Source organism: Komagataeibacter swingsii, assembly GCF_003207895.1.
Classification (GTDB): domain Bacteria; phylum Pseudomonadota; class Alphaproteobacteria; order Acetobacterales; family Acetobacteraceae; genus Komagataeibacter; species Komagataeibacter swingsii.
This window is the reverse complement of the sequence record NZ_NKUB01000025.1, coordinates 1-17,570: the sequence shown is the minus strand read 5'-3', so window position 1 is coordinate 17,570 and position 17,570 is coordinate 1. Positions and strand designations below refer to the sequence as shown.

Here is a 17,570-nt window from a genome sequence, read left to right as displayed (position 1 = left end):
ATGGCCTGTCCGTGCCTGCTTCTCCTTCAACGGGACCGTTCGGAATGAGAACCGCCTGATGCTGAGCGAATTCAACCTATTCGGTGTCTTCATGGCACCGATTGTCGTCTATGCCGTGGCTGCCCTGCCCGTCACCATGCTGCTGCGGTCACTGTTATGGTGGTGCGGCGTAATGAAATGGTTCTGGCATCTCGCCCTGTTCGAGGTTGCGCTATACACTTGCGTCCTCTGCCTGATGATCCTGTACATCTGACTGTCCCAAGAAGGTTCGAGAAATTCCCATGCCCCTCCTTCGCACCCTGATCCGTGTGGTCCTGACGCTGGCGGTCGTGACGATGGCCATCGTCATGGGCGTCACCTTATGGGACACCTACATGATTGCCCCCTGGACACGTGACGGACGTGTTCGCGTTTATGTCGTGGACGTGGCGCCGGAAGTGTCGGGCACCGTGGTGCAGCTGCCGGTGGTCGACAACCAGTTCGTACACCGGGGCGACCCCCTGTTCGTGCTTGACCCCGTGCGTTTCCGCCTTGCCATCCGCGAGGCGCAGGCCAGGCTGGATGGTGCGCTGGAAGACCTGAAGCTCAAGCAGAATGACGCACGCCGCCGTATGGGACTGGGCGGCATCGTGTCGGCGGAAGAACAGGAAGTCTTCAACTCGAACGTGGCGACCCAGATCGCATCGGTTGACGCGGCGCGCGCGGCCCTTGACCTGGCCAAGCTGAACCTGCAGCGCTCCATCCTGTATTCCCCGGTCAACGGCAACATCACCAACCTCAACCTGCGGGTGGGCGATTACGTCACGGAAGGCCATGCGCGGCTGGCGGTGATCGACGCCGATTCCTACTGGGTCAACGGCTACTTCGAGGAAACGAAGATGTGGGGCGTGCATGTGGGTGACGATGCACGTGTCAAGCTGATGGGGTACAAGGACATCCTGCCCGGCCATGTGGTCAGTATCGCCCGCGGCATCAACGACCAGAACGGCAGGCCCGACGGCCTGGGGCTGCAGGATGTCAGCCCGATCTTCACATGGGTGCGGCTGGCGCAGCGTATCCCGGTCCGTATCCACCTGGACCATGTGCCTGACAGCGTGACACTGGCGGCCGGCATGACCGCCACGATCAGCGTCGGCCCCCAGTCCCGTACCCAACGCGGCCGTCTGACGACATGGCTGCAAGACCACCTGTAAGGCGCCGGGCACGATCATGAACATCAACGCAGTTTCCCGCCGGACCGGCCTGTTCCTGACATCGGCCATTTTCCTGGCCGGTTGCACGGTAGGCCCCCGCTACCAGCCCGACCGGATGAAGCCGCCGGCCAAGTTTACCGAGGACGACCACACCGCCACCAAGGAAGAGATCGAGGAAACCACCAAGGAACTAAAGGAGTGGTGGCACCTCTTCAAGGACCCGGAACTCGACAAGCTGGTCGACAAGGCGATCGCGGGGAACTACAACCTGCAGGTCGCGGGCCAGCGCATCATGGCCGAGCGCGCGATCCGCGACGTGCAGGCATCGCAGTGGTATCCGCAGGTCGATACGCAGGCATCCGCGGGTGACGTGCGCTATTCGATCAACATCGACAACTGGCCACTGCGGCCCGGCAACCCGGTCAACCATCCGCAGGCGTCGTACCTGGGCTATGGTTTCAGCGCGAGCTGGCAGATTGATGTGTTCGGGCGCATCCGCCGCAGCGTGGAAGCCGAAAACCGCGCGGTCGAGGAATCGATCGAGGACCGTCGCGCCGTCATGGTCATGATGCTGTCCGAACTGGCCGGTGACTACATGATGCTGCGTGACCAGCAGTTGCGGCTGGAAATCGCCAACAACAACATCCATGTCGCGCAGGATGCCTATGACCTGACCAACCGCCTGTATCTGGAAGGCGTGGGTAACACCATGCAGATCGCGCAGGCCAAGGCGGAACTGGATTCACAGACGGCGGCGCGTGAACCGCTGAAAACCCATATTTCCCAGATCACGCATGCGCTTGACGTGCTGATGGGGCAGATGCCCGGCACATCGGAACTGGAACTGAAGGTGGCCAGGCCGCTGCCGCCGGTGCCGGAATTCCCGTCCACCCTGCCATCCATGGTCATTGCCAACCGTCCCGATATCCGCAAGGCGGAACGTACCTATGCCGAAGCGACGGCGCGCATTGGCGTGGCCGTTGCCCAGCTCTACCCGAATTTCACCATTCCGCTGAACTTCAACCCCAATGCATCGGCCCTGTATCAGGTGTTCCAGATGGGCGGCATGAGCTGGCAGTTCCTGATGATGGCGTCCCTGCCGCTGATGCATGGCGGGAAATACACATCCCAGATCCGCATGGCGCAGGCTGCGGCCGAAGCCAGCCGGCTGGCCTATCGCCAGTCCGTCCTCAACGGCTTCAAGGAAGTCGAGGACGCGATGGCCGCATGGCATGATGATGAAGAACACACCGAACTGCTGGCCAAGGCTGCGGAAGACAGCGCATTGGCCAGTGAGCGCGCGCGCAAGCTGTATGCCGCGGGCCTGGTCGGGTTCCTGGAAGTGCTGACAACCGAGCGCACGACCCTGAATGCGCAGAACGCCGAGGCCATGGCCCGGCTGGAACGCCTGCAGGACGCGATCAACCTGTACACGGCGCTGGGTGCAGGCTGGCAGGGTATTGCCCTGACCAATACCACCCTGCCGGTCTCACTGGAAAAGCAGAATATCCTGGCCCGCGCATTCCAGCAGTAATACGGCTACGGCCTGCTGGTTACCCGCGAACGGGGGCCAGCAGGCCGCATGTCCCGCCCATGCGGGACACGGCCCTTGGGACATCCCGCGATTCAGGGCGGGCTGCCCCAACTTAATTGAATAAAATCATGACCGATGATTGTCCTGTGCGCCGCTTATGCTAAACATGGGCGCATAGGCGAGCTTGGCGGAATGGTAGACGCACGAGACTTAAAATCTTGCGCCCGCAACAGGGCGTGCGGGTTCGAGTCCCGCAGCTCGCACCAATATAATCCATTGATATAATTTGTTTTTCTAGATTCCATCAATTGTGGTCTGGGTTTTGCTACACACATTGCTACACCCGATGCATCGCCAAAGGATTTGGGGATACTGATTCAGCTTTCAATTTGATTACTATTTCCGTTGTCGGGTTCTGGATCGATTGTTAGGAATCATTGGGAAGCGAAAGATATAGCATCTGCTCAAGACATCGATCCAGTTAGAAGCAAGACAAAGTGCTTGTGATCTGTCTTCTCTGGCCACAAGCCTGTTCATTACTCGTGAATCTATAATGAAAAATAATAAGAATTACGCATATTCCAAAGAATTATTAGATGCGATGTCTGGTGAACCGGGCTATTTGAGCATGTCGGCTACATGACAATGTCATCACCTTCCCAGTGCTAACATATTTCATATGACTGGTAAGACCAGAAAATCTGCAATCAGCAGGAAGCACATTGCACAAGAATCGGATGATAGGTACAAGGATGGTGGGTTTCCCAACCGGAGAAACCTACCAGAGTCAATATGAACAGAATGTGAACAGCGACTATGCCAAAGCAAGAGATTCCGCAGAGCGCTGTGGCTGATTTCCTTGACGCTGTTGGGGAAGTGCGGCCTAAGACGATATTAGCCGACCCGCCATGGCAGTTTATGAACAGGACCGGCAAAGTTGCGCCTGAACATCGCCGACTATCTCGATATCCGACAATGACCCTAGATGACATCTGTGCGTTGCCTGTCGCTGACATCACAGCACCAACGGCTCACCTATATCTATGGGTGCCTAATGCCCTATTACCCGATGGCCTGCGGGTTATGAAGGAATGGGGGTTTACCTACAAATCCAATTTGATTTGGCACAAAATCCGTAAGGATGGCGGATCAGATGGACGTGGCGTTGGTTTCTATTTCCGCAATGTAACAGAAATTATCTTGTTCGGCGTTAAAGGAAAAAATGCCCGAACCCTTCAAGCTGGCCGGACACAAGTGAATTATCTGGCAACGCGCAAACGCGAGCACAGTCGGAAACCAGACGAACAATATGATCTGATTGAAGCATGCTCCCCAGGACCATATCTGGAAATGTTCGCACGGGGGCCGCGTAAAGGCTGGACTGTATGGGGTAATCAGGCAGATGATTATGAACCATCATGGGACACGTATAAACATAACAGCCGTAGTGAACGCCTGCTAAAAACAGCCGGGGAAAACGGGGCTTTCGAGTTTATCGCTGATTAATCATCCATATCGTCGTCAGTCCCGGAGTTCGTATCTAAAACAGAGATATCTTTCGTCGAACGACGAATGGGGTTGGCAGCCTTCCATGCTTCAAAATCTTTGATAAGGGATGGTCTAATTCCCAAGGCAAGAATCGGGCACCCACCCCCACGGCCAGCTTCGATACGATATGTAAGCTTACCCATCCACGTTGTTGATGCGCCGTATTTTCCTTGGCTCATCTCTTTCTCAGACCGCTTCTGTAAATCATTAAATGCCGGGATCAGTTCTGCACTTCGCGTCAGCAGGATACCGGCCGAAATGATATTGCATTCATAGAAGCTGCGAAGTGCGTATAAATCCCGATCAAACGTCTGATCTTTTGAGTTCCACTCCATATCAAAAGCAACGCGATCTTTCACAAAATCTATTTTGTGGCCATCGACAAAAGAGTCAATCTTGTAACGCTCTATGACTTTCGGAGCCTTGCCGCCCCTTTTGCTTGGATCGGTATATGTCACACGATTAATGAGCAAATCTGCTGTAACTCGCGTCTCGCGCCATCCTAGCGGATGAAATAAATTTTCTACCCCTTTGGCGATCTTAGATTTATTTCCACCACCTGAAATAATGTCGTCAGGGAGAATTCGAAATTTCATCAAAGTTTCAGTCAGTTCCCGAAATTCGTTAGAACATGACGATGCAAGAATTTGAGCGGCATTCCGGTAACTTTTAACTTCATACAGATCAAAGAAACCTTCCGGAAATAAGGAACGGTCTTCTCTGTCGAGTGAGTTAATAGTGATGACCTTGGGCAGGTCATCCGTCTCCTTTGTCATCGAATCGGCCTATTCAACTGCATGCCCTATATCGATACCCGGTTCTCGTTTCTAAGCCAAATCATGACCTTAACCATCAGACACAGGCTATTTCTGCTGCCCGACTCGGTGGTTGGCAATTCCCTGATAATTTGCTACACACATTGCTACACGTTCTGGAAAACTTCATTTTTTCAGTGTGTTATGTCATGACGTGCGGGATTGTGAGAATTCGAGTCCCGCAGCTCGCACCACTTACCAGAAGATAACCTATTGGTTTTATTGTGTTTTCTTCTGGTTTTGGTTGTTTAGATCAGGAGAAATCTGATTTCTCCATAATCCTTCTCCACAGTTATAAAGCATAGCTCAATGCTGAAACTGTCGGGGATTGCCTGCTACATAATTTTTTCAGCCGCAGACTTAGACACATAAGTCATTGTCTGATTGCTGACGTGTAGGAGCATTGTGAAAACGTGACAACATTCGAAGATATCGTCCGCACTTGCGACAATCTTATGGGCCTCAAACCAGTCTGGGGACTTTCAGAAGAACCTGTCATGTGCTTTTCCAAAAAAGGGACAGCAAAATCAGTGGCCGAACGATCCTTGACCCAGCACTATTTTGTCACAATTGGTGCGGGTTCTAACGTGCCTCAGAAATTCAAGGGCAGAATTCTGGAACTGGTAAGAGCGACAGGGAAATACGGCGAAACAGCCGCTTTTGTCCGAAATTCCGTGCTAAAAGAGAGACTCTCACAGTGGCCTTTTGCGATAGTTACGTCCGAAACGTATGATGTCATCGGCCATCCAGATATCCTGAGCGATGTAGGGCTTCCGGATAAAAAAATCATAACTAATGCATATGATAGCGTTTATCGCGATGAAGAACGCATCCATCTTTTTTGGGAAAAGATTAAGGATTTTCCAGTCAAACGCAGAACAGACGTAATAGCTCCACCCGGTTTTTATGATGATGGAAAGGTTGAATATTCATCAACATTCTACCCAAGATTGAAATTCACATCATCGGAAGGAAAGCGGGTATATAAACTTTCATGTCAAGTAGAGCGTTCGCCAGAGCTTAAAAAAGCAGCAAAACTGGCAAATCGAGAACGCAATGATGGCAAACTTGTTTGCGAAGCATGTGGCTTCTCTGACGAGTCGGCAGGAATGTTTGATGCTCATCATATTAGTCCAGTTGCCTGCGGCCAACGTGACAGTACCGTAGATGACTTGTCTGTTTTATGTCCCACTTGCCACCGATGGGCGCACGTCAAAGGTGATGACGCATTAGCTCCCCTTCCCATCTCACTGCTGCGGCAGATCAGGGGAACACAGAAATAGGTGATAGTGGCCGCTTGATTTCCCCATGATCCTTCTCCAAAGTGCCTTCATTGCGATGAGATGGATTAAGAAGAATTTGGCGGTTTCCCCGGGGATTCTAGCATGATGCGGAGTGCAGGATCATGAGTGTTCGAGTCCGGCAGCTCGCAGTTTCTTTGGAAGCCTGACTGTAAAACAGTCCGCGAATTACAAAGAAGTTCTTAGATGCTGTTTGAAAAGATATATCCAATAACATATCGAAATCATAAAAGTTTTTGGTGAAGCTTTTTCCCAAAAAGCTTCAGAAGACTTCACTTTAAAATAAAGACGGCGCCCGCAAACCAACCGTCTGTAATTTTGACGGGTCATGCGAAACAGACCCACAGGCATGAATACCTGCGGGCCTGTAAAAGTGCGCGATGCGTTTATACGCCGTGATAGCCAGCAACCCTATAAACCCGTATCAGTCCCTGTAATCCGGCTGTTCACGATCCAGCTTGCGGCGCAGGGCCTGCCAGATCAGGCGGCCCTGATCGGGATCATCATCAAACTGCTTCTTCGCACGCAGGATCTGCGCTTCGGATGGAACATGCAACGGCACGCCCGTCGCCTGCGCCGCGATCTGGATCTTGCATGACTGGTTCAGGTAATACATGCGGTAGAATGTATGCGCGACGGTCGCGCCAACGGTCAGCAACCCATGGTTCTGCAGGATCAGCGCATTACGCTCACCAAGGTCGCGCACAAGGCGTTCGCGCTCGCTCAGGTTGTCATCCGCCGCAATCCCCTCATAGGGATGGAAGCCGACGCTGCCGTAGAATTCCATGTTGATCTGGTTCAGCGGCAGGATGTTCCGGTCCTGTGCCGCCACCACCATACCGGGGACGGTATGGGTATGCATGACGCAGGCGGCATCCGGCCTGCTGCGGTGGATGGCGGAATGGATGACAAACCCCGCCGGGTTGATCGGCCATGACGTTTCCTGTTTGGGCAGGCCGTCGGCATCCACCACGACCAGTGAACTTGCGGTAATTTCCTCGAACAGAAGACCGTAGGGATTGACCAGATAGGCATGACGGTCCCCCGGCAGACGCACGGACAGGTGCGTATAGACAAGGTCGGTCATGTCAAAAAGCGCCATCAGGCGGTAGGCTGCCGCCAGGTCCTCACGCAGGGCCTGTTCGGTCGTGGCAGATGATGTAGCCGGTGAAGTAGACATGATGTCGGAAAATCCCATCCTGTAGCAAACGCCTGACCGCCGTGGCGGGTCAGGCCTTATCGTTTTTCGTGCGCTTGAAATGCCCGAACGTGGCCACCTTGCGCGCGCCCGTGGGCAGCGACAGCGTCCCGTCCGCCACGCGACGGACAAGGTACTGGTAGGTCTGCAACGCCTGCGCCCACATGTGTTCCCCGATTGTAATGGTCTCATAATCCTGCGCGCCATTGGCAAAGGCTGGCAGCGGCTGGATCCTGGTATGATAGTCGCAGGCATAGAACAGGGGAAAGGAATATCGCTCCGCCGGGACACTGCGCACGCGATGCGCGGTGGCGACAAACGCGCCCGCCGTCATGACTTCCAGCATGTCGCCGATATTGACCACAAAGGCGCCGGGCACCGGCGGCGCGTCAATCCATTCACCATTGCCGTTCATCACTTCCAGCCCCGGCTGGTCCGCCAGCAGGATGGTGAAGCATTCATAATCGGTATGCGCGCCAATACCGGGCGCATCCCTTACATCCGCATCATACGGGTAATGGATCATGCGCAGTTTGGAAGGCGGGAAATTGGCATGGTCATCGAAATACGTTTCCGGCAGCCCCAGCGCCAGCGCAAAGCCACGGAACAGCGTGCGCCCCAGCGCGAAAACGGATTTGTAATAGGCTTCGGCCTCGGTCCGGAAACCGGGCACCGTGGGCCAGTTGTTCGGCCCCAGCAGCGGCGTGCCCGCCTTGACCAGCGGATTGTCGGCCGGGACCTCGAAACCGATGTCAAAGGCTTCCTTATGGTCCGGGCGGCCCTTGCTGTAGACTTCCTCGCCTTCCGGCACGTAGCCCTTATGCGTGGCGGACGCGCCGATGTAGTATTTCATCTTTTCTTCGTAAGGCAGCGCGAAGAAATCCCGCGCGGCCTTGCGCACCCCCGCGATTGCGGCATCCGGCACGTCATGGCCGGAAATATAGAGGAAACCGACATTGCGCGCCGCCGCCCCGAGTTCTTCCGCCACGGCCTGACGCGCGGCAAGATCAGGACTGTACAGCCCCGCGATATTGACAACGGGAATGGACGTAAAGGTCTCGACGTGACCGGGCTTTACCGTATCCTGTGTGGTAGACGTCATGACGCGTGATCCTGTTGCTTGGTCGGGATGAAGTCCAGAAAATGCTGGCGTTCCGTCTGCCCCATCCACACATTCAGCCCCCACAGGTCGGCCACCGGCACATTGGTGAAGGGCAGCGTGTGCAGATAGCCATCCGGCCCGCATTCGGGGGTCAGGGTCGTGGTGGCGTAGCCCCGCGCCATCTGTGACAGCCAGACCTTCTCCCAGAACTGCTGGTGAAAGCGCAGGGCGGGCTGGTATTCGGGGGCGGCCGGGTGGGGCACCTGCGGCCCCTGGTCGTACCCCACGCGGGCCTGCACATGATGCACCCGGCTGATAAAGGCGCTGAAATCATCCAGCGGGTCATCAAGCAGGCGTTCGCAGGTCACGACCCAATGGCTGATATCAGTCGTAAACAGCACGTCGGGGTGCTGGCGGATGACGTCCAGCGTCATCCACGGGCTGGACAGGATGCGCGCGCGATGGGTTTCAAAACTGCATAACAGGCCGGTATCGCGCGCCACGTCCTGCGCCCGCGCAATGAATTCGACCTGCTGGGCCGCATTCCAGCGGTCGTTGCCACCCAGCACGTTGATGAAACGTGGTGACATGGGCGCCGCGCGTTCCAGTATGGCGCGCAGGTCGGCGACATGCTCATCCACGCTGGCGGCCTGCCGTGGCAGCACGCCGCCGCCGGTCATGGCGATGCCGATATAGGGCACGCCCTCGCCGCGCAGGACCCGCGCGCATTCGGCCGCCTGCGCCACGGTGGGCGGGATGCGTGCCTCGATCCCGTCAAAACCGGCCGCCCGCATGTCGGCAATGGGCTGGCCCCACGGGCGCGTGTCACCCCACAGCGTCCTGAATATGTCCAGTTGCATCAGGCGCCGCCCCCCGGCGCAGGCCAGGCGGGAAAACCGGACGGGATCGAGGCACGGATCATGTAATGCAGCTACCCCTTCAACAGACGCGGAATGATATGTTTATGCAACGACGATCAACCGCTGCGGTCACATGTGTAAATAGGAATTTTCCAAAGTACACTTAGGCATGCACAGCACCAAGGGCAGGGCGGACAAAAAGCGGGGCCACGTCATTTGCCCGATGGGTCGACAGCCTGTATCTGACCGGCGACAGGGACACGATTTTCCGAAGGGCATGATGCAGAACAATTCCGAAAAGGCACTCGCCTTGCTGATTGACGGGGATAACGCATCCCCCCGGATCATTATTGGCCTGCTGGAAGAAATCGCCAGTTACGGGGTGGCCAGTGTCAAGCGCATCTATGGCGACTGGACAAAGCCCAACCTGAATGGCTGGAAGGAATGCCTGCTGGAACACGCAATCCAGCCCGTTCAGCAATTTGCCTATACGACCGGGAAGAACGCCACCGATGGCGCAATGATCATCGATGCGATGGACCTGCTGTATACCGGGCGTTTCGCGGGGTTCTGCATTGTATCGAGTGACAGCGATTTCGCCCGCCTTGCCGCCCGCATCCGTGAACAGGGGGTCACGGTCTATGGGTTCGGGGAACGCAAGACGCCACGCCCCTTCATCACGGCATGCGACAAATTCGTCTATTTCGATGTCCTCAACCACCATGCCGCGCATGACGCAGAGACGCACAGGCACCACCGGGCAGACCGGGCCATATCCCGCAGCCTGCCCGCCGCCCAGCCGGTGCAGACCCTTGACAAACAGGACCTGGACAAGCTGCGCAACGCCATCAATGCATCATCGAATGAAGATGGATGGGCCAACCTTGCCTCGGTCGGCGCGCACCTGGCCAAGCAGGCGTCGGATTTCAACGCCCGCAACTTCGGCTATACGCGCCTGAGCGACCTGATAACCGATTCCGGCATTGTCGATGTCGAATGGGTCGGCCACCACCCGAAGGTGGTCATGGTGCGGCTGAAGAAATAACCCCGCCGCACCCCGGCCCTATGCCGCGTCGATCCGGGTATCGGCCAGCAGCACGGCATGCAGCAGGACATTGGCGCCCGCCGTCACATCCGTCGGCTCGGCGCTTTCGGCCTCGTTATGGCTGATGCCGTTCAGGCAGGGGACGAACACCATGGCGGTTGGCGCCACCTGCGCCATGTAGGCGGCGTCATGGCCGGCGCCGGATACGATATCGCGCATGGAATACCGTTCCTCCGCCGCCGCCTCGCGCACGCAGGCGACGCAGGTGGGGTCGAAATGCACGGCGGCTGAATTCCATACCGGCGACACGATCGCCTCAACCCCGCAATCCTCGGCCAGTGCCGCGATCCGGGCGCGGAAATCCTGTTCCATCGCCTCCAGCACCGTGTCGGACGGATTGCGCAGGTCAACGGTGAACATGACGTTGCCGGGAATGACATTGCTGCTGGCGGGCTGGCAGTCGACAATGCCGACCGTGCCCAGACCGTCCTTATGGGACATCGCAACACCATGCACCGCATCAATCATGCGGGCAGCAGCCCACATGGCGTCGGCGCGCATGGTCATGGGCGTGGTGCCCGCGTGGGAATCGCGGCCCATCACCCGCACTTCGTACCAGCGCATGCCCTGGATGCCCTGCACCACGCCGATGGTCTTTGCTTCGGCCTCCAGCACCGGCCCCTGCTCGATATGCAGTTCGAAATACGCGGCGGCGGGATGCTGGCCACAGGGCTGCGCGCCCGCCTGCCCGCCCTGCGCCAGGGCGTCGCCAAGGGTGATGTCGTCCCGGTCCGCGCGGCTGCGGGCATAGCCTTCGGTAAAGACCCCGGCAAATACACCGGATGCCAGCATGGGGGGCGTAAAGCGGGCGCCCTCCTCATTCGTCCAGTTGACGATTTCAATCGGGTGACGGGTCTGGACCTTGCCATTTTCCAGCGCGCGCAGCACCGCGATACCCCCCAGCACGCCCAGGATGCCATCAAAACGCCCGCCGGTCGGCTGCGTGTCCAGATGGCTGCCAATCATGATCGGCTTCAGGCCAGGCTGCGTGCCGGGACGGCGCGCGAACTGGTTGCCCATGGAATCATGGATGACCTCACACCCCAGCGCCCGGCATGTGCCGGCGAACCATTCGCGCACCTTCAGGTCGTCCGCACCCAGCGCCAGACGATGCAGCCCGCCCCGCGCGGTCGCGCCAAAACCGGCCGTTTCCATCAGGTCGGACCATAGCTGCGAGCCATCAATCGAAATGCTGTTTTCCATAGCCATGGGTCTGTCTCTCCGTTGAATGACGCCGGACAATGCGGAACTGGCAAAGGATGCACCAGCTCGCCAGGGCGGGCCATGCCGTACCGCGCGACGGGGCCATGCGGGCCATGCCGCACATGCCAGGGGCAGTGCACGGCCGGACCATGCCCACCCCTACGCCATGCCTGCCCCTACACGGTGTTTCAGCCCTTCTTCAGGGACTTGCGGCGCAGCGGCATGGTCATGCAGTGGATGCTGCCGCCACCTTGCGAGAACTGGTTGAGTTCGGGGTCCAGCACCGTCAGGCCTTCGGCGCGCAGCATCTGGTTGATGCGCGTGCAGTGATGGGGACTGACCACGCGTTCACGACCCAGCGACAGGACGTTGCAGCCCATGTCGCGCATGGCTTCCTTGTAGCTGACCGGCAGCAGGCGGATGCCCTGCGCGCGGAACCAGTCCAGGTCCTCATCGGCAATCACGTCCACCGCGGCGATGGCCAGGTCTTCCGCCACCATGGTGAAGATCACGTCCAGGTGCAGGAAATGCTCGGGGAAGCGGATCATGCGGCAGGTCCAGCCGGCTTCCTCGAACCAGCCTATGAACTCGGCGGCACCCGCCTCGTCCGTGCGGCCACCACTGACGCCAACCGCCAGCAAGCCGGGACGGATGATGTGGATGTCACCGCCTTCGATATGGCCCTTCGTGCAGGTCTTCCAGATTTCGTCCTTGCCATAGAAATCGTGGATCGGCGTGATTTCCGCCGTGCGCTCGGGACGGGCGAGGTTGGTGACGACAGTGCCGAACGGCGTGGTCTGGGAACTGTCGCGGGTGTACACCTCATACGGCATGTCCTTGTGCGGGGTCAGGAAATGGCAGCTGACCTGTTCGCCCTCCAGCGTGGCGACAAGTTCCCTGAACTGCGCATTCAGCGCGGCGCGATCGATCTTCGCACCGTTGGCCATGCTCTGGATGGCGATATCATTACTGGGAATCCAGGAATAATAATCAGGGGGACAGAGCAGCACATCCGCCAGATCCCCGGTTTCACTGTCAATAAACCAGCGGTTCGCGACCATTGCCTTTAATCCTTGTCACATAGCTGAATACACTAGGGTATTTTCCCAAAAGATAGCGGGGGGCGCGGACGTTCAAATATCAATGGTCCATAGTTTACTTTGTATTTTCATTAATCTTGACACATGAACCCCGCGCCCGTTCCCGTCGGGCGGGCGCCTGCGTGGCAGCCGCGCGGGCCGGATATTTTTTTCATTTCCAGATCAGTATCCTATGCTTTTCCACCCGGTCGCCACACATAATCATTCCACCCGCCCATCGTTGCGGTTTATGGATAATCCTGTCAACGAATTGGCCATTTCCGACAATGAGAAGCGACAGATGCCTGCCTATGTTCCCATACAGGAATGATTCCGGTTGCCCGCATGGCGGCACGGCATGTTCCATGTCTGACACCTGGTGGACCGGTCCTGCATGACGCGAGAACATACATCAAGTCCGGGCAACGGCGCGCCCCCGCGCCGCAGGGCGGCACACCGCAAGGCCGCCGGTTTTCACGGCCAGATCGCCGAGGTGGACCTGCGCCTGCTGCGCGTGTTCCGCACGGTGGCCGAACATGGCGGTTTCGCCGCCGCCGAGGTGGCGCTGGGCAAAAGCAAGTCTTCCATCAGCATCGACATCTCGGCGCTGGAAAACCGGCTTGGCCTGCGGCTGTGCATGCGCGGGCGCAGCGGATTCGCGCTGACGGCGGAAGGGCGGATGGTGATGGAGGCCACCAACACCCTGTTTTCCGACATCGCGCGTTTCCAGCAGCGCATCAACGAAGCCAGCGGCACCCTGTCGGGACGGTTCTGCCTGTATGTGCCCGACAATATCCAGATCCATGGTGAGACGGCGCTGGTGCGCGCGATCGAAATCTTTACCACCCGCCATCCCGGCGTGTTCCTCGACATCCGTTCCGCGTCCTCGCGGGAGGTGGAATTCGCGGTGCTGAACGGGCAGGCTTCCGCCGGGATCATGCTGAACCCGCGCCACCTGCCCGACATGCACGCAACCCCCCTGTTCCGGGAGGAACTGCACCTGTTCTGCGGCATGCGCCATCCGCTGTTCAGCATGCCCGAGGCGGAGATCACCCCCGAAGTGCTGTCCCGTCACCGCATGATCGAGGTATCGGGCGCCGCGTCATCGCCCATGTGGGAGGGGATACGCCCCCGCCTGACCTTTGCCGCGGCAGCCGAAAACGTTGATTCGCGCGCGCTGCTGATCCTGTCGGGCAGTTATGTCGGTTTCCTGCCCGAACCCTTTGCCCAGCCTCTGCTGCGCGACGGCCTGCTGCGCCGCATCACGCTGGGGGGGCTGGAACTGGTTACGGGTTTCCACTTCATTGCCCGGCCTTCGCCCGAAACCGGGCTTATGATCGATATATTTCGCCGCATTCTGGAAGAAGCCTGCTAACGCGGGCACCATAGGATGGTTTTCCACCCCCGACTCCTGCCCCATACCCCCGTGGAGCACACCATATGACCCACTCCATGGCGCAGTTCATGCGCCGCTGTCCTTTCCGCTTGCGCCCCCGCGTACTGGCAGCCGCCCTTGGCGGGGCACTGGCCATTGCGGGAAGCGCGCTGGCCGCCGATCCCGACCTGCCCGGCTTCATCCATGATGGCACGCTGACAGTCTGCACCAACCCCACCCTGCCGCCGATGACGTTCGTGAACGGCACCGACGTCAACGCCGTGGACGGGATCGATATGGATATCGCCCACCGGCTGGCGGAATACTGGCACGTGCCCATGGTCGTCACGACCATGGACTTTACCGGCCTGTTCCCCAGCCTTGCGGCGCAGCGATGTTCGATGGTGGCCAGTGGCATCATAAAGCTGCCGGACCGCGAGAAGAATTTCGATGCCGTCTCCTATCAGGATACGGCGCTGGTAGTCGTGGCGCGCGCCGGGACCCCGCCCCTGTCCAGCATGACCGACCTGTCGGGCAAGACGGTGGCCGTGCAGTCGGGCACCAGCTACAGCGCACGGCTGGCAAAGGAAAATGAGGCACTGGCCCAGGCGGGCCGCGCGCCCATCATCATCCAGCAGTACCCGACCGAGGACCAGGTGGTGCAGCAGGTGCTGATCGGGCGTGTCTTCGCCTTCGCCAGCCAGGATGTGGAACTGTACTACCGGCAGGAACAACTGCACGGCAAGGTCAACGTCATCCTTGTGCCACCCTACCCCGAATACCGGCATTTCGCGCTGTATATCCGCAAGAACGCGCATGACCGCGAACTGCTGGAACAGGCCATCGCCACCATGGGCCAGAACGGCCAGATGGCCGCGATCCAGAAAAAATGGGCCATCTCCCCCGATGCGGCGAAGGCGCTGGCCCACACGCCGCCCGCCCCCATGTTCCGGTGGGACACGTTCTTTTCCGCGCTGACATCCACCGCCTTCATGCGCGGGGCGTTCATCACGCTGGCGGTCGCCGTGCTATCGCATTTCACCGCCATCATGATCTCGATCCCGATGGCGCTGGCGCTGAACGGGCGGGATTCTCTGCTCAAGATGGTGCTGAAGGGATATGTATCGGTATTCCGTGGCGCGCCGACGCTGCTGCAACTGCTGTTCATATGGAATGCGCTGCCGCAGTTCCTGCCGGTCTTCCGCGAGGCATGGTTCACCCCCTTCCTGGCCACGTGGCTGTCGCTGTCGATCAACGAATCCGCCTATCAGGTCGAAATCAACCGCGCCGCCCTTGGCGCGGTGGACAAGGGGCAGGAACTGGCGGGGGACGCGCTGGCCATGTCCCGGCGGCAGGTGTACCGCCATGTCATCTTCCCGCAGGCGCTGCGCATTGCGCTGCCGCCCACCATCAATGAATTCATAAGCCTGCTGAAGACCACGTCGCTGGCATCCGTCATTTCGCTTCAGGAACTGCTGGCGGTGACGCAGATCCAGGTGGCGCGCACGTTCGAATTCACGGAATATTACGCCGCGGCGCTGGTTTACTATCTGGGCATGGTTTTCTTTTTCCTGTTCCTGCAAAAACGTGTCGAGCGCCGCTTTGCATGGGCTGACCGTCACAAGGCGACCGCCAATGAATCCTGATCCCAAGAGCATGCCCGACCCGTCGGCCATGATTTCGGTCCGCAACCTGAGCAAGTTGTACAAGGACTTCATCGCACTCGACCGGATCAGCTTTGATGTGCAGCGTGGGGAAAAGATTGTCGTGCTGGGGCCGTCGGGTTCGGGCAAGTCAACGCTGATCCGCTGCTTCAACCGCATCGAACCGCACGACAGCGGCATCCTGAGCATTGATGGCCAGGTCATCAATGCGCAGAGCGACCTTACGCAACTGCGCGCGACCGTCGGGCTGGTGTTCCAGAATTACAACCTGTTCCCGCATCTGAGCGTGCTGGACAACTGCACGCTGGCCCCGCGCCTGGTCAAGAAAACCCCCCGCGCCGAAGCGGAGGCAATGGCCATGCGCTTCCTGAAGCAGGTCAATATTGCCGAACAGGCCAACAAATACCCCATCCAGCTATCAGGCGGGCAGCAGCAGCGCGTGGCGATCGCGCGCGCGCTGTGCATGCAGCCCGAGGTCATGCTGTTTGACGAACCGACCGCGGCCCTGGACCCCGAAGCGATTTCGGGCGTGGTCGCGATCATGAACGACCTGGCCCAGCAGGGCATTACCACCCTGTGTGTCACCCATGAAATGGGGTTTGCGCGCCATATCGCCGACCGGATCATTTTCATGGACAAGGGTCGGATTCTGGAAATCACGCCACCGGCCGAATTCTTTACAAACCCCAAGACACAGCGCGCGCGGGACTTCCTGGACCAGATGATTTCCTACTGACAGGCATACCACGCATATCGCAGGACAGGACCTGTCATGACGTGAAAGCCTTCCTGTATCCGGCAGGGATAAAAGAAGAAAGCGGAACAGGCACTGTCACCGATGAGACATGGGCGATCCGGGCACGGGTTCCCGACCGGGCATTCCCGCAAAACGGCGCGATGCACCCGTCACCTGTCCCGGGTGGGCCTATCATTGCCGACATCGGGTGGAATGCCTGCGGGCACGTCCCCATAAATGGCGCGTTGTCGCCACCAGATACGCGAAAACAGCTATTTCGTTCCGTGCCATCATCCACATCACATCATCAGGCCGGATCAGGCCATAACAGGCTAAACATGAGATGTGTCCTCGTGTTTCACAGGATGTTGTAGCCAGGCAACATCCAAAAAAAACCGGACCATTTCCTGCCGCTTCATAAAAAAGCATCCAGCACATGGTGAAGCATTAAATTCACATAATTATCAATGTGTTATATAAATTCTACACATTTGTAGCAGCCCAGTTATTAGGCTTTCGATCCATTACCTGCGGATAATGAAAAGTATGATTTGGCTTCTTATAAACCAAAGCACAAGACGCCTTACTGTAAGAAACAAGGCAAGACAAACGGGGTTTCTTGCGCCCCAGGGATCGGTTCTAACGGGAATGAAACAGGAATATCGGCATGAAACTATATTTTTTACGTCATTCCTTCCGTATTCTGGCCGCGGTCCCGGCATCTGTCAGCCTGCCGGCCCTGTCCTGCCTGCTGCTGACATCGACATCACCGCTGGCGGTTGCCGCAACGGCGCCTGCCAGCGCCCAATCGGTTGATACGAAACATGTTGCCGCACACCGTTCCGCCGCCACGCCAC

16 protein-coding genes and 1 tRNA gene are annotated in these 17,570 nt (G+C 58.0%); 11 read left to right on the top strand and 6 right to left on the bottom strand.

The window, feature by feature from the left end:
- Positions 1-58 precede the first annotated feature (58 nt).
- The 5 genes from CFR76_RS13930 (at position 59) to CFR76_RS13910 (ending at position 4,233) form a co-directional block, all read left to right on the top strand.
- Positions 59-253, top strand: coding sequence for a DUF1656 domain-containing protein (locus CFR76_RS13930; protein ID WP_007397336.1), 195 nt, complete (start codon positions 59-61; stop codon positions 251-253).
- Between the two features lie 28 nt (positions 254-281).
- On the top strand, positions 282-1,193 hold the full coding sequence (locus CFR76_RS13925; protein WP_025437125.1) for an HlyD family efflux transporter periplasmic adaptor subunit: 912 nt from the start codon (positions 282-284) through the stop codon (positions 1,191-1,193).
- Between the two features lie 16 nt (positions 1,194-1,209).
- Positions 1,210-2,727, top strand: coding sequence for an efflux transporter outer membrane subunit (locus CFR76_RS13920; protein ID WP_110557572.1), 1,518 nt, complete (start codon positions 1,210-1,212; stop codon positions 2,725-2,727).
- A 178-nt stretch (positions 2,728-2,905) separates the two neighbouring features.
- Positions 2,906-2,993: transfer RNA gene (locus CFR76_RS13915), tRNA-Leu, on the top strand.
- 550 nt (positions 2,994-3,543) lie between these two features.
- Positions 3,544-4,233, top strand: coding sequence for an MT-A70 family methyltransferase (locus tag CFR76_RS13910; RefSeq protein ID WP_110557571.1), 690 nt, complete (start codon positions 3,544-3,546; stop codon positions 4,231-4,233).
- On the opposite strand, the gene CFR76_RS13905 is transcribed toward CFR76_RS13910, so the two are convergent.
- Positions 4,230-5,051 (bottom strand): BglII/BstYI family type II restriction endonuclease, encoded by an 822-nt coding sequence (locus CFR76_RS13905; RefSeq protein WP_110557570.1) that lies wholly within the window; start codon positions 5,049-5,051, stop codon positions 4,230-4,232. The two genes, CFR76_RS13910 and CFR76_RS13905, sit on opposite strands and share 4 nt — an antisense overlap.
- A 452-nt stretch (positions 5,052-5,503) precedes the next feature.
- On the opposite strand from CFR76_RS13905, the gene CFR76_RS13900 reads away from it, so the two are divergent.
- Positions 5,504-6,373: an HNH endonuclease gene (locus tag CFR76_RS13900; RefSeq protein WP_146222690.1), complete on the top strand. Its 870-nt coding sequence runs from the start codon at positions 5,504-5,506 to the stop codon at positions 6,371-6,373.
- Between the two features lie 442 nt (positions 6,374-6,815).
- On the opposite strand, the gene CFR76_RS13895 is transcribed toward CFR76_RS13900, so the two are convergent.
- From CFR76_RS13895 to CFR76_RS13885, 3 genes are read right to left on the bottom strand one after another with little or no spacing between them, the layout of a single operon-like run.
- A complete protein-coding gene (locus CFR76_RS13895) occupies positions 6,816-7,571 on the bottom strand; it encodes a class II aldolase/adducin family protein (RefSeq protein ID WP_110557587.1) in 756 nt (251 codons plus the stop codon).
- A gap of 49 nt (positions 7,572-7,620) precedes the next feature.
- Positions 7,621-8,691, bottom strand: coding sequence for an isopenicillin N synthase family dioxygenase (locus tag CFR76_RS13890; protein ID WP_110557568.1), 1,071 nt, complete (start codon positions 8,689-8,691; stop codon positions 7,621-7,623).
- Entirely contained in the window at positions 8,688-9,551 is an 864-nt protein-coding gene (locus CFR76_RS13885; protein WP_110557567.1) for a sugar phosphate isomerase/epimerase family protein, read from the bottom strand. The genes CFR76_RS13890 and CFR76_RS13885 overlap by 4 nt, the downstream gene beginning before the upstream one ends.
- Positions 9,552-9,828: 277 nt before the next feature.
- Here CFR76_RS13885 and CFR76_RS13880 point away from each other — a divergent pair, with 277 nt between their 5' ends.
- Positions 9,829-10,596: an NYN domain-containing protein gene (locus CFR76_RS13880; RefSeq protein ID WP_110557566.1), complete on the top strand. Its 768-nt coding sequence runs from the start codon at positions 9,829-9,831 to the stop codon at positions 10,594-10,596.
- A gap of 18 nt (positions 10,597-10,614) precedes the next feature.
- Here CFR76_RS13880 and CFR76_RS13875 read toward each other — a convergent pair whose 3' ends face one another.
- Both CFR76_RS13875 and CFR76_RS13870 read right to left on the bottom strand, forming a co-directional pair.
- Complete coding sequence (locus tag CFR76_RS13875) at positions 10,615-11,865, bottom strand: M20 family metallo-hydrolase (protein ID WP_110557565.1); 1,251 nt, start codon at positions 11,863-11,865, stop codon at positions 10,615-10,617.
- Positions 11,866-12,047: 182 nt separating this feature from the next.
- Positions 12,048-12,920, bottom strand: coding sequence for a dimethylarginine dimethylaminohydrolase family protein (locus CFR76_RS13870; RefSeq protein WP_110557564.1), 873 nt, complete (start codon positions 12,918-12,920; stop codon positions 12,048-12,050).
- Between the two features lie 412 nt (positions 12,921-13,332).
- On the opposite strand from CFR76_RS13870, the gene CFR76_RS13865 reads away from it, so the two are divergent.
- The 4 genes from CFR76_RS13865 to CFR76_RS13850 form a co-directional block, all read left to right on the top strand.
- Positions 13,333-14,313 carry a LysR family transcriptional regulator gene (locus CFR76_RS13865; protein WP_110557563.1) on the top strand — a complete coding sequence of 327 codons (981 nt, stop codon included), beginning with the start codon at positions 13,333-13,335 and terminating at the stop codon, positions 14,311-14,313.
- 65 nt (positions 14,314-14,378) lie between these two features.
- Complete coding sequence (locus tag CFR76_RS13860) at positions 14,379-15,959, top strand: ABC transporter substrate-binding protein/permease (RefSeq protein ID WP_110557562.1); 1,581 nt, start codon at positions 14,379-14,381, stop codon at positions 15,957-15,959.
- Positions 15,949-16,713 (top strand): amino acid ABC transporter ATP-binding protein, encoded by a 765-nt coding sequence (locus CFR76_RS13855; protein WP_110557561.1) that lies wholly within the window; start codon positions 15,949-15,951, stop codon positions 16,711-16,713. The genes CFR76_RS13860 and CFR76_RS13855 overlap by 11 nt, the downstream gene beginning before the upstream one ends.
- Positions 16,714-17,380: 667 nt before the next feature.
- Positions 17,381-17,570 (top strand): hypothetical protein (locus CFR76_RS13850; RefSeq protein WP_146222689.1); only part of this gene is annotated, 190 nt, incomplete at its 3' end.

Coding starts and splice junctions, on each gene's coding strand:
- CFR76_RS13910 (WP_110557571.1), top strand. CDS start 3,544: ATGCCAAAGCAAGAGATTCCGCAGAGCGCTGTGGCTGATTTCCTTGAC.
- CFR76_RS13855 (WP_110557561.1), top strand. CDS start 15,949: ATGAATCCTGATCCCAAGAGCATGCCCGACCCGTCGGCCATGATTTCG.
- CFR76_RS13885 (WP_110557567.1), bottom strand. CDS start 9,551: ATGCAACTGGACATATTCAGGACGCTGTGGGGTGACACGCGCCCGTGG.
- CFR76_RS13920 (WP_110557572.1), top strand. CDS start 1,210: ATGAACATCAACGCAGTTTCCCGCCGGACCGGCCTGTTCCTGACATCG.
- CFR76_RS13890 (WP_110557568.1), bottom strand. CDS start 8,691: ATGACGTCTACCACACAGGATACGGTAAAGCCCGGTCACGTCGAGACC.
- CFR76_RS13930 (WP_007397336.1), top strand. CDS start 59: ATGCTGAGCGAATTCAACCTATTCGGTGTCTTCATGGCACCGATTGTC.
- CFR76_RS13925 (WP_025437125.1), top strand. CDS start 282: ATGCCCCTCCTTCGCACCCTGATCCGTGTGGTCCTGACGCTGGCGGTC.
- CFR76_RS13880 (WP_110557566.1), top strand. CDS start 9,829: ATGATGCAGAACAATTCCGAAAAGGCACTCGCCTTGCTGATTGACGGG.
- CFR76_RS13870 (WP_110557564.1), bottom strand. CDS start 12,920: ATGGTCGCGAACCGCTGGTTTATTGACAGTGAAACCGGGGATCTGGCG.
- CFR76_RS13860 (WP_110557562.1), top strand. CDS start 14,379: ATGACCCACTCCATGGCGCAGTTCATGCGCCGCTGTCCTTTCCGCTTG.
- CFR76_RS13905 (WP_110557570.1), bottom strand. CDS start 5,051: ATGACAAAGGAGACGGATGACCTGCCCAAGGTCATCACTATTAACTCA.
- CFR76_RS13875 (WP_110557565.1), bottom strand. CDS start 11,865: ATGGCTATGGAAAACAGCATTTCGATTGATGGCTCGCAGCTATGGTCC.
- CFR76_RS13895 (WP_110557587.1), bottom strand. CDS start 7,571: ATGTCTACTTCACCGGCTACATCATCTGCCACGACCGAACAGGCCCTG.
- CFR76_RS13865 (WP_110557563.1), top strand. CDS start 13,333: ATGACGCGAGAACATACATCAAGTCCGGGCAACGGCGCGCCCCCGCGC.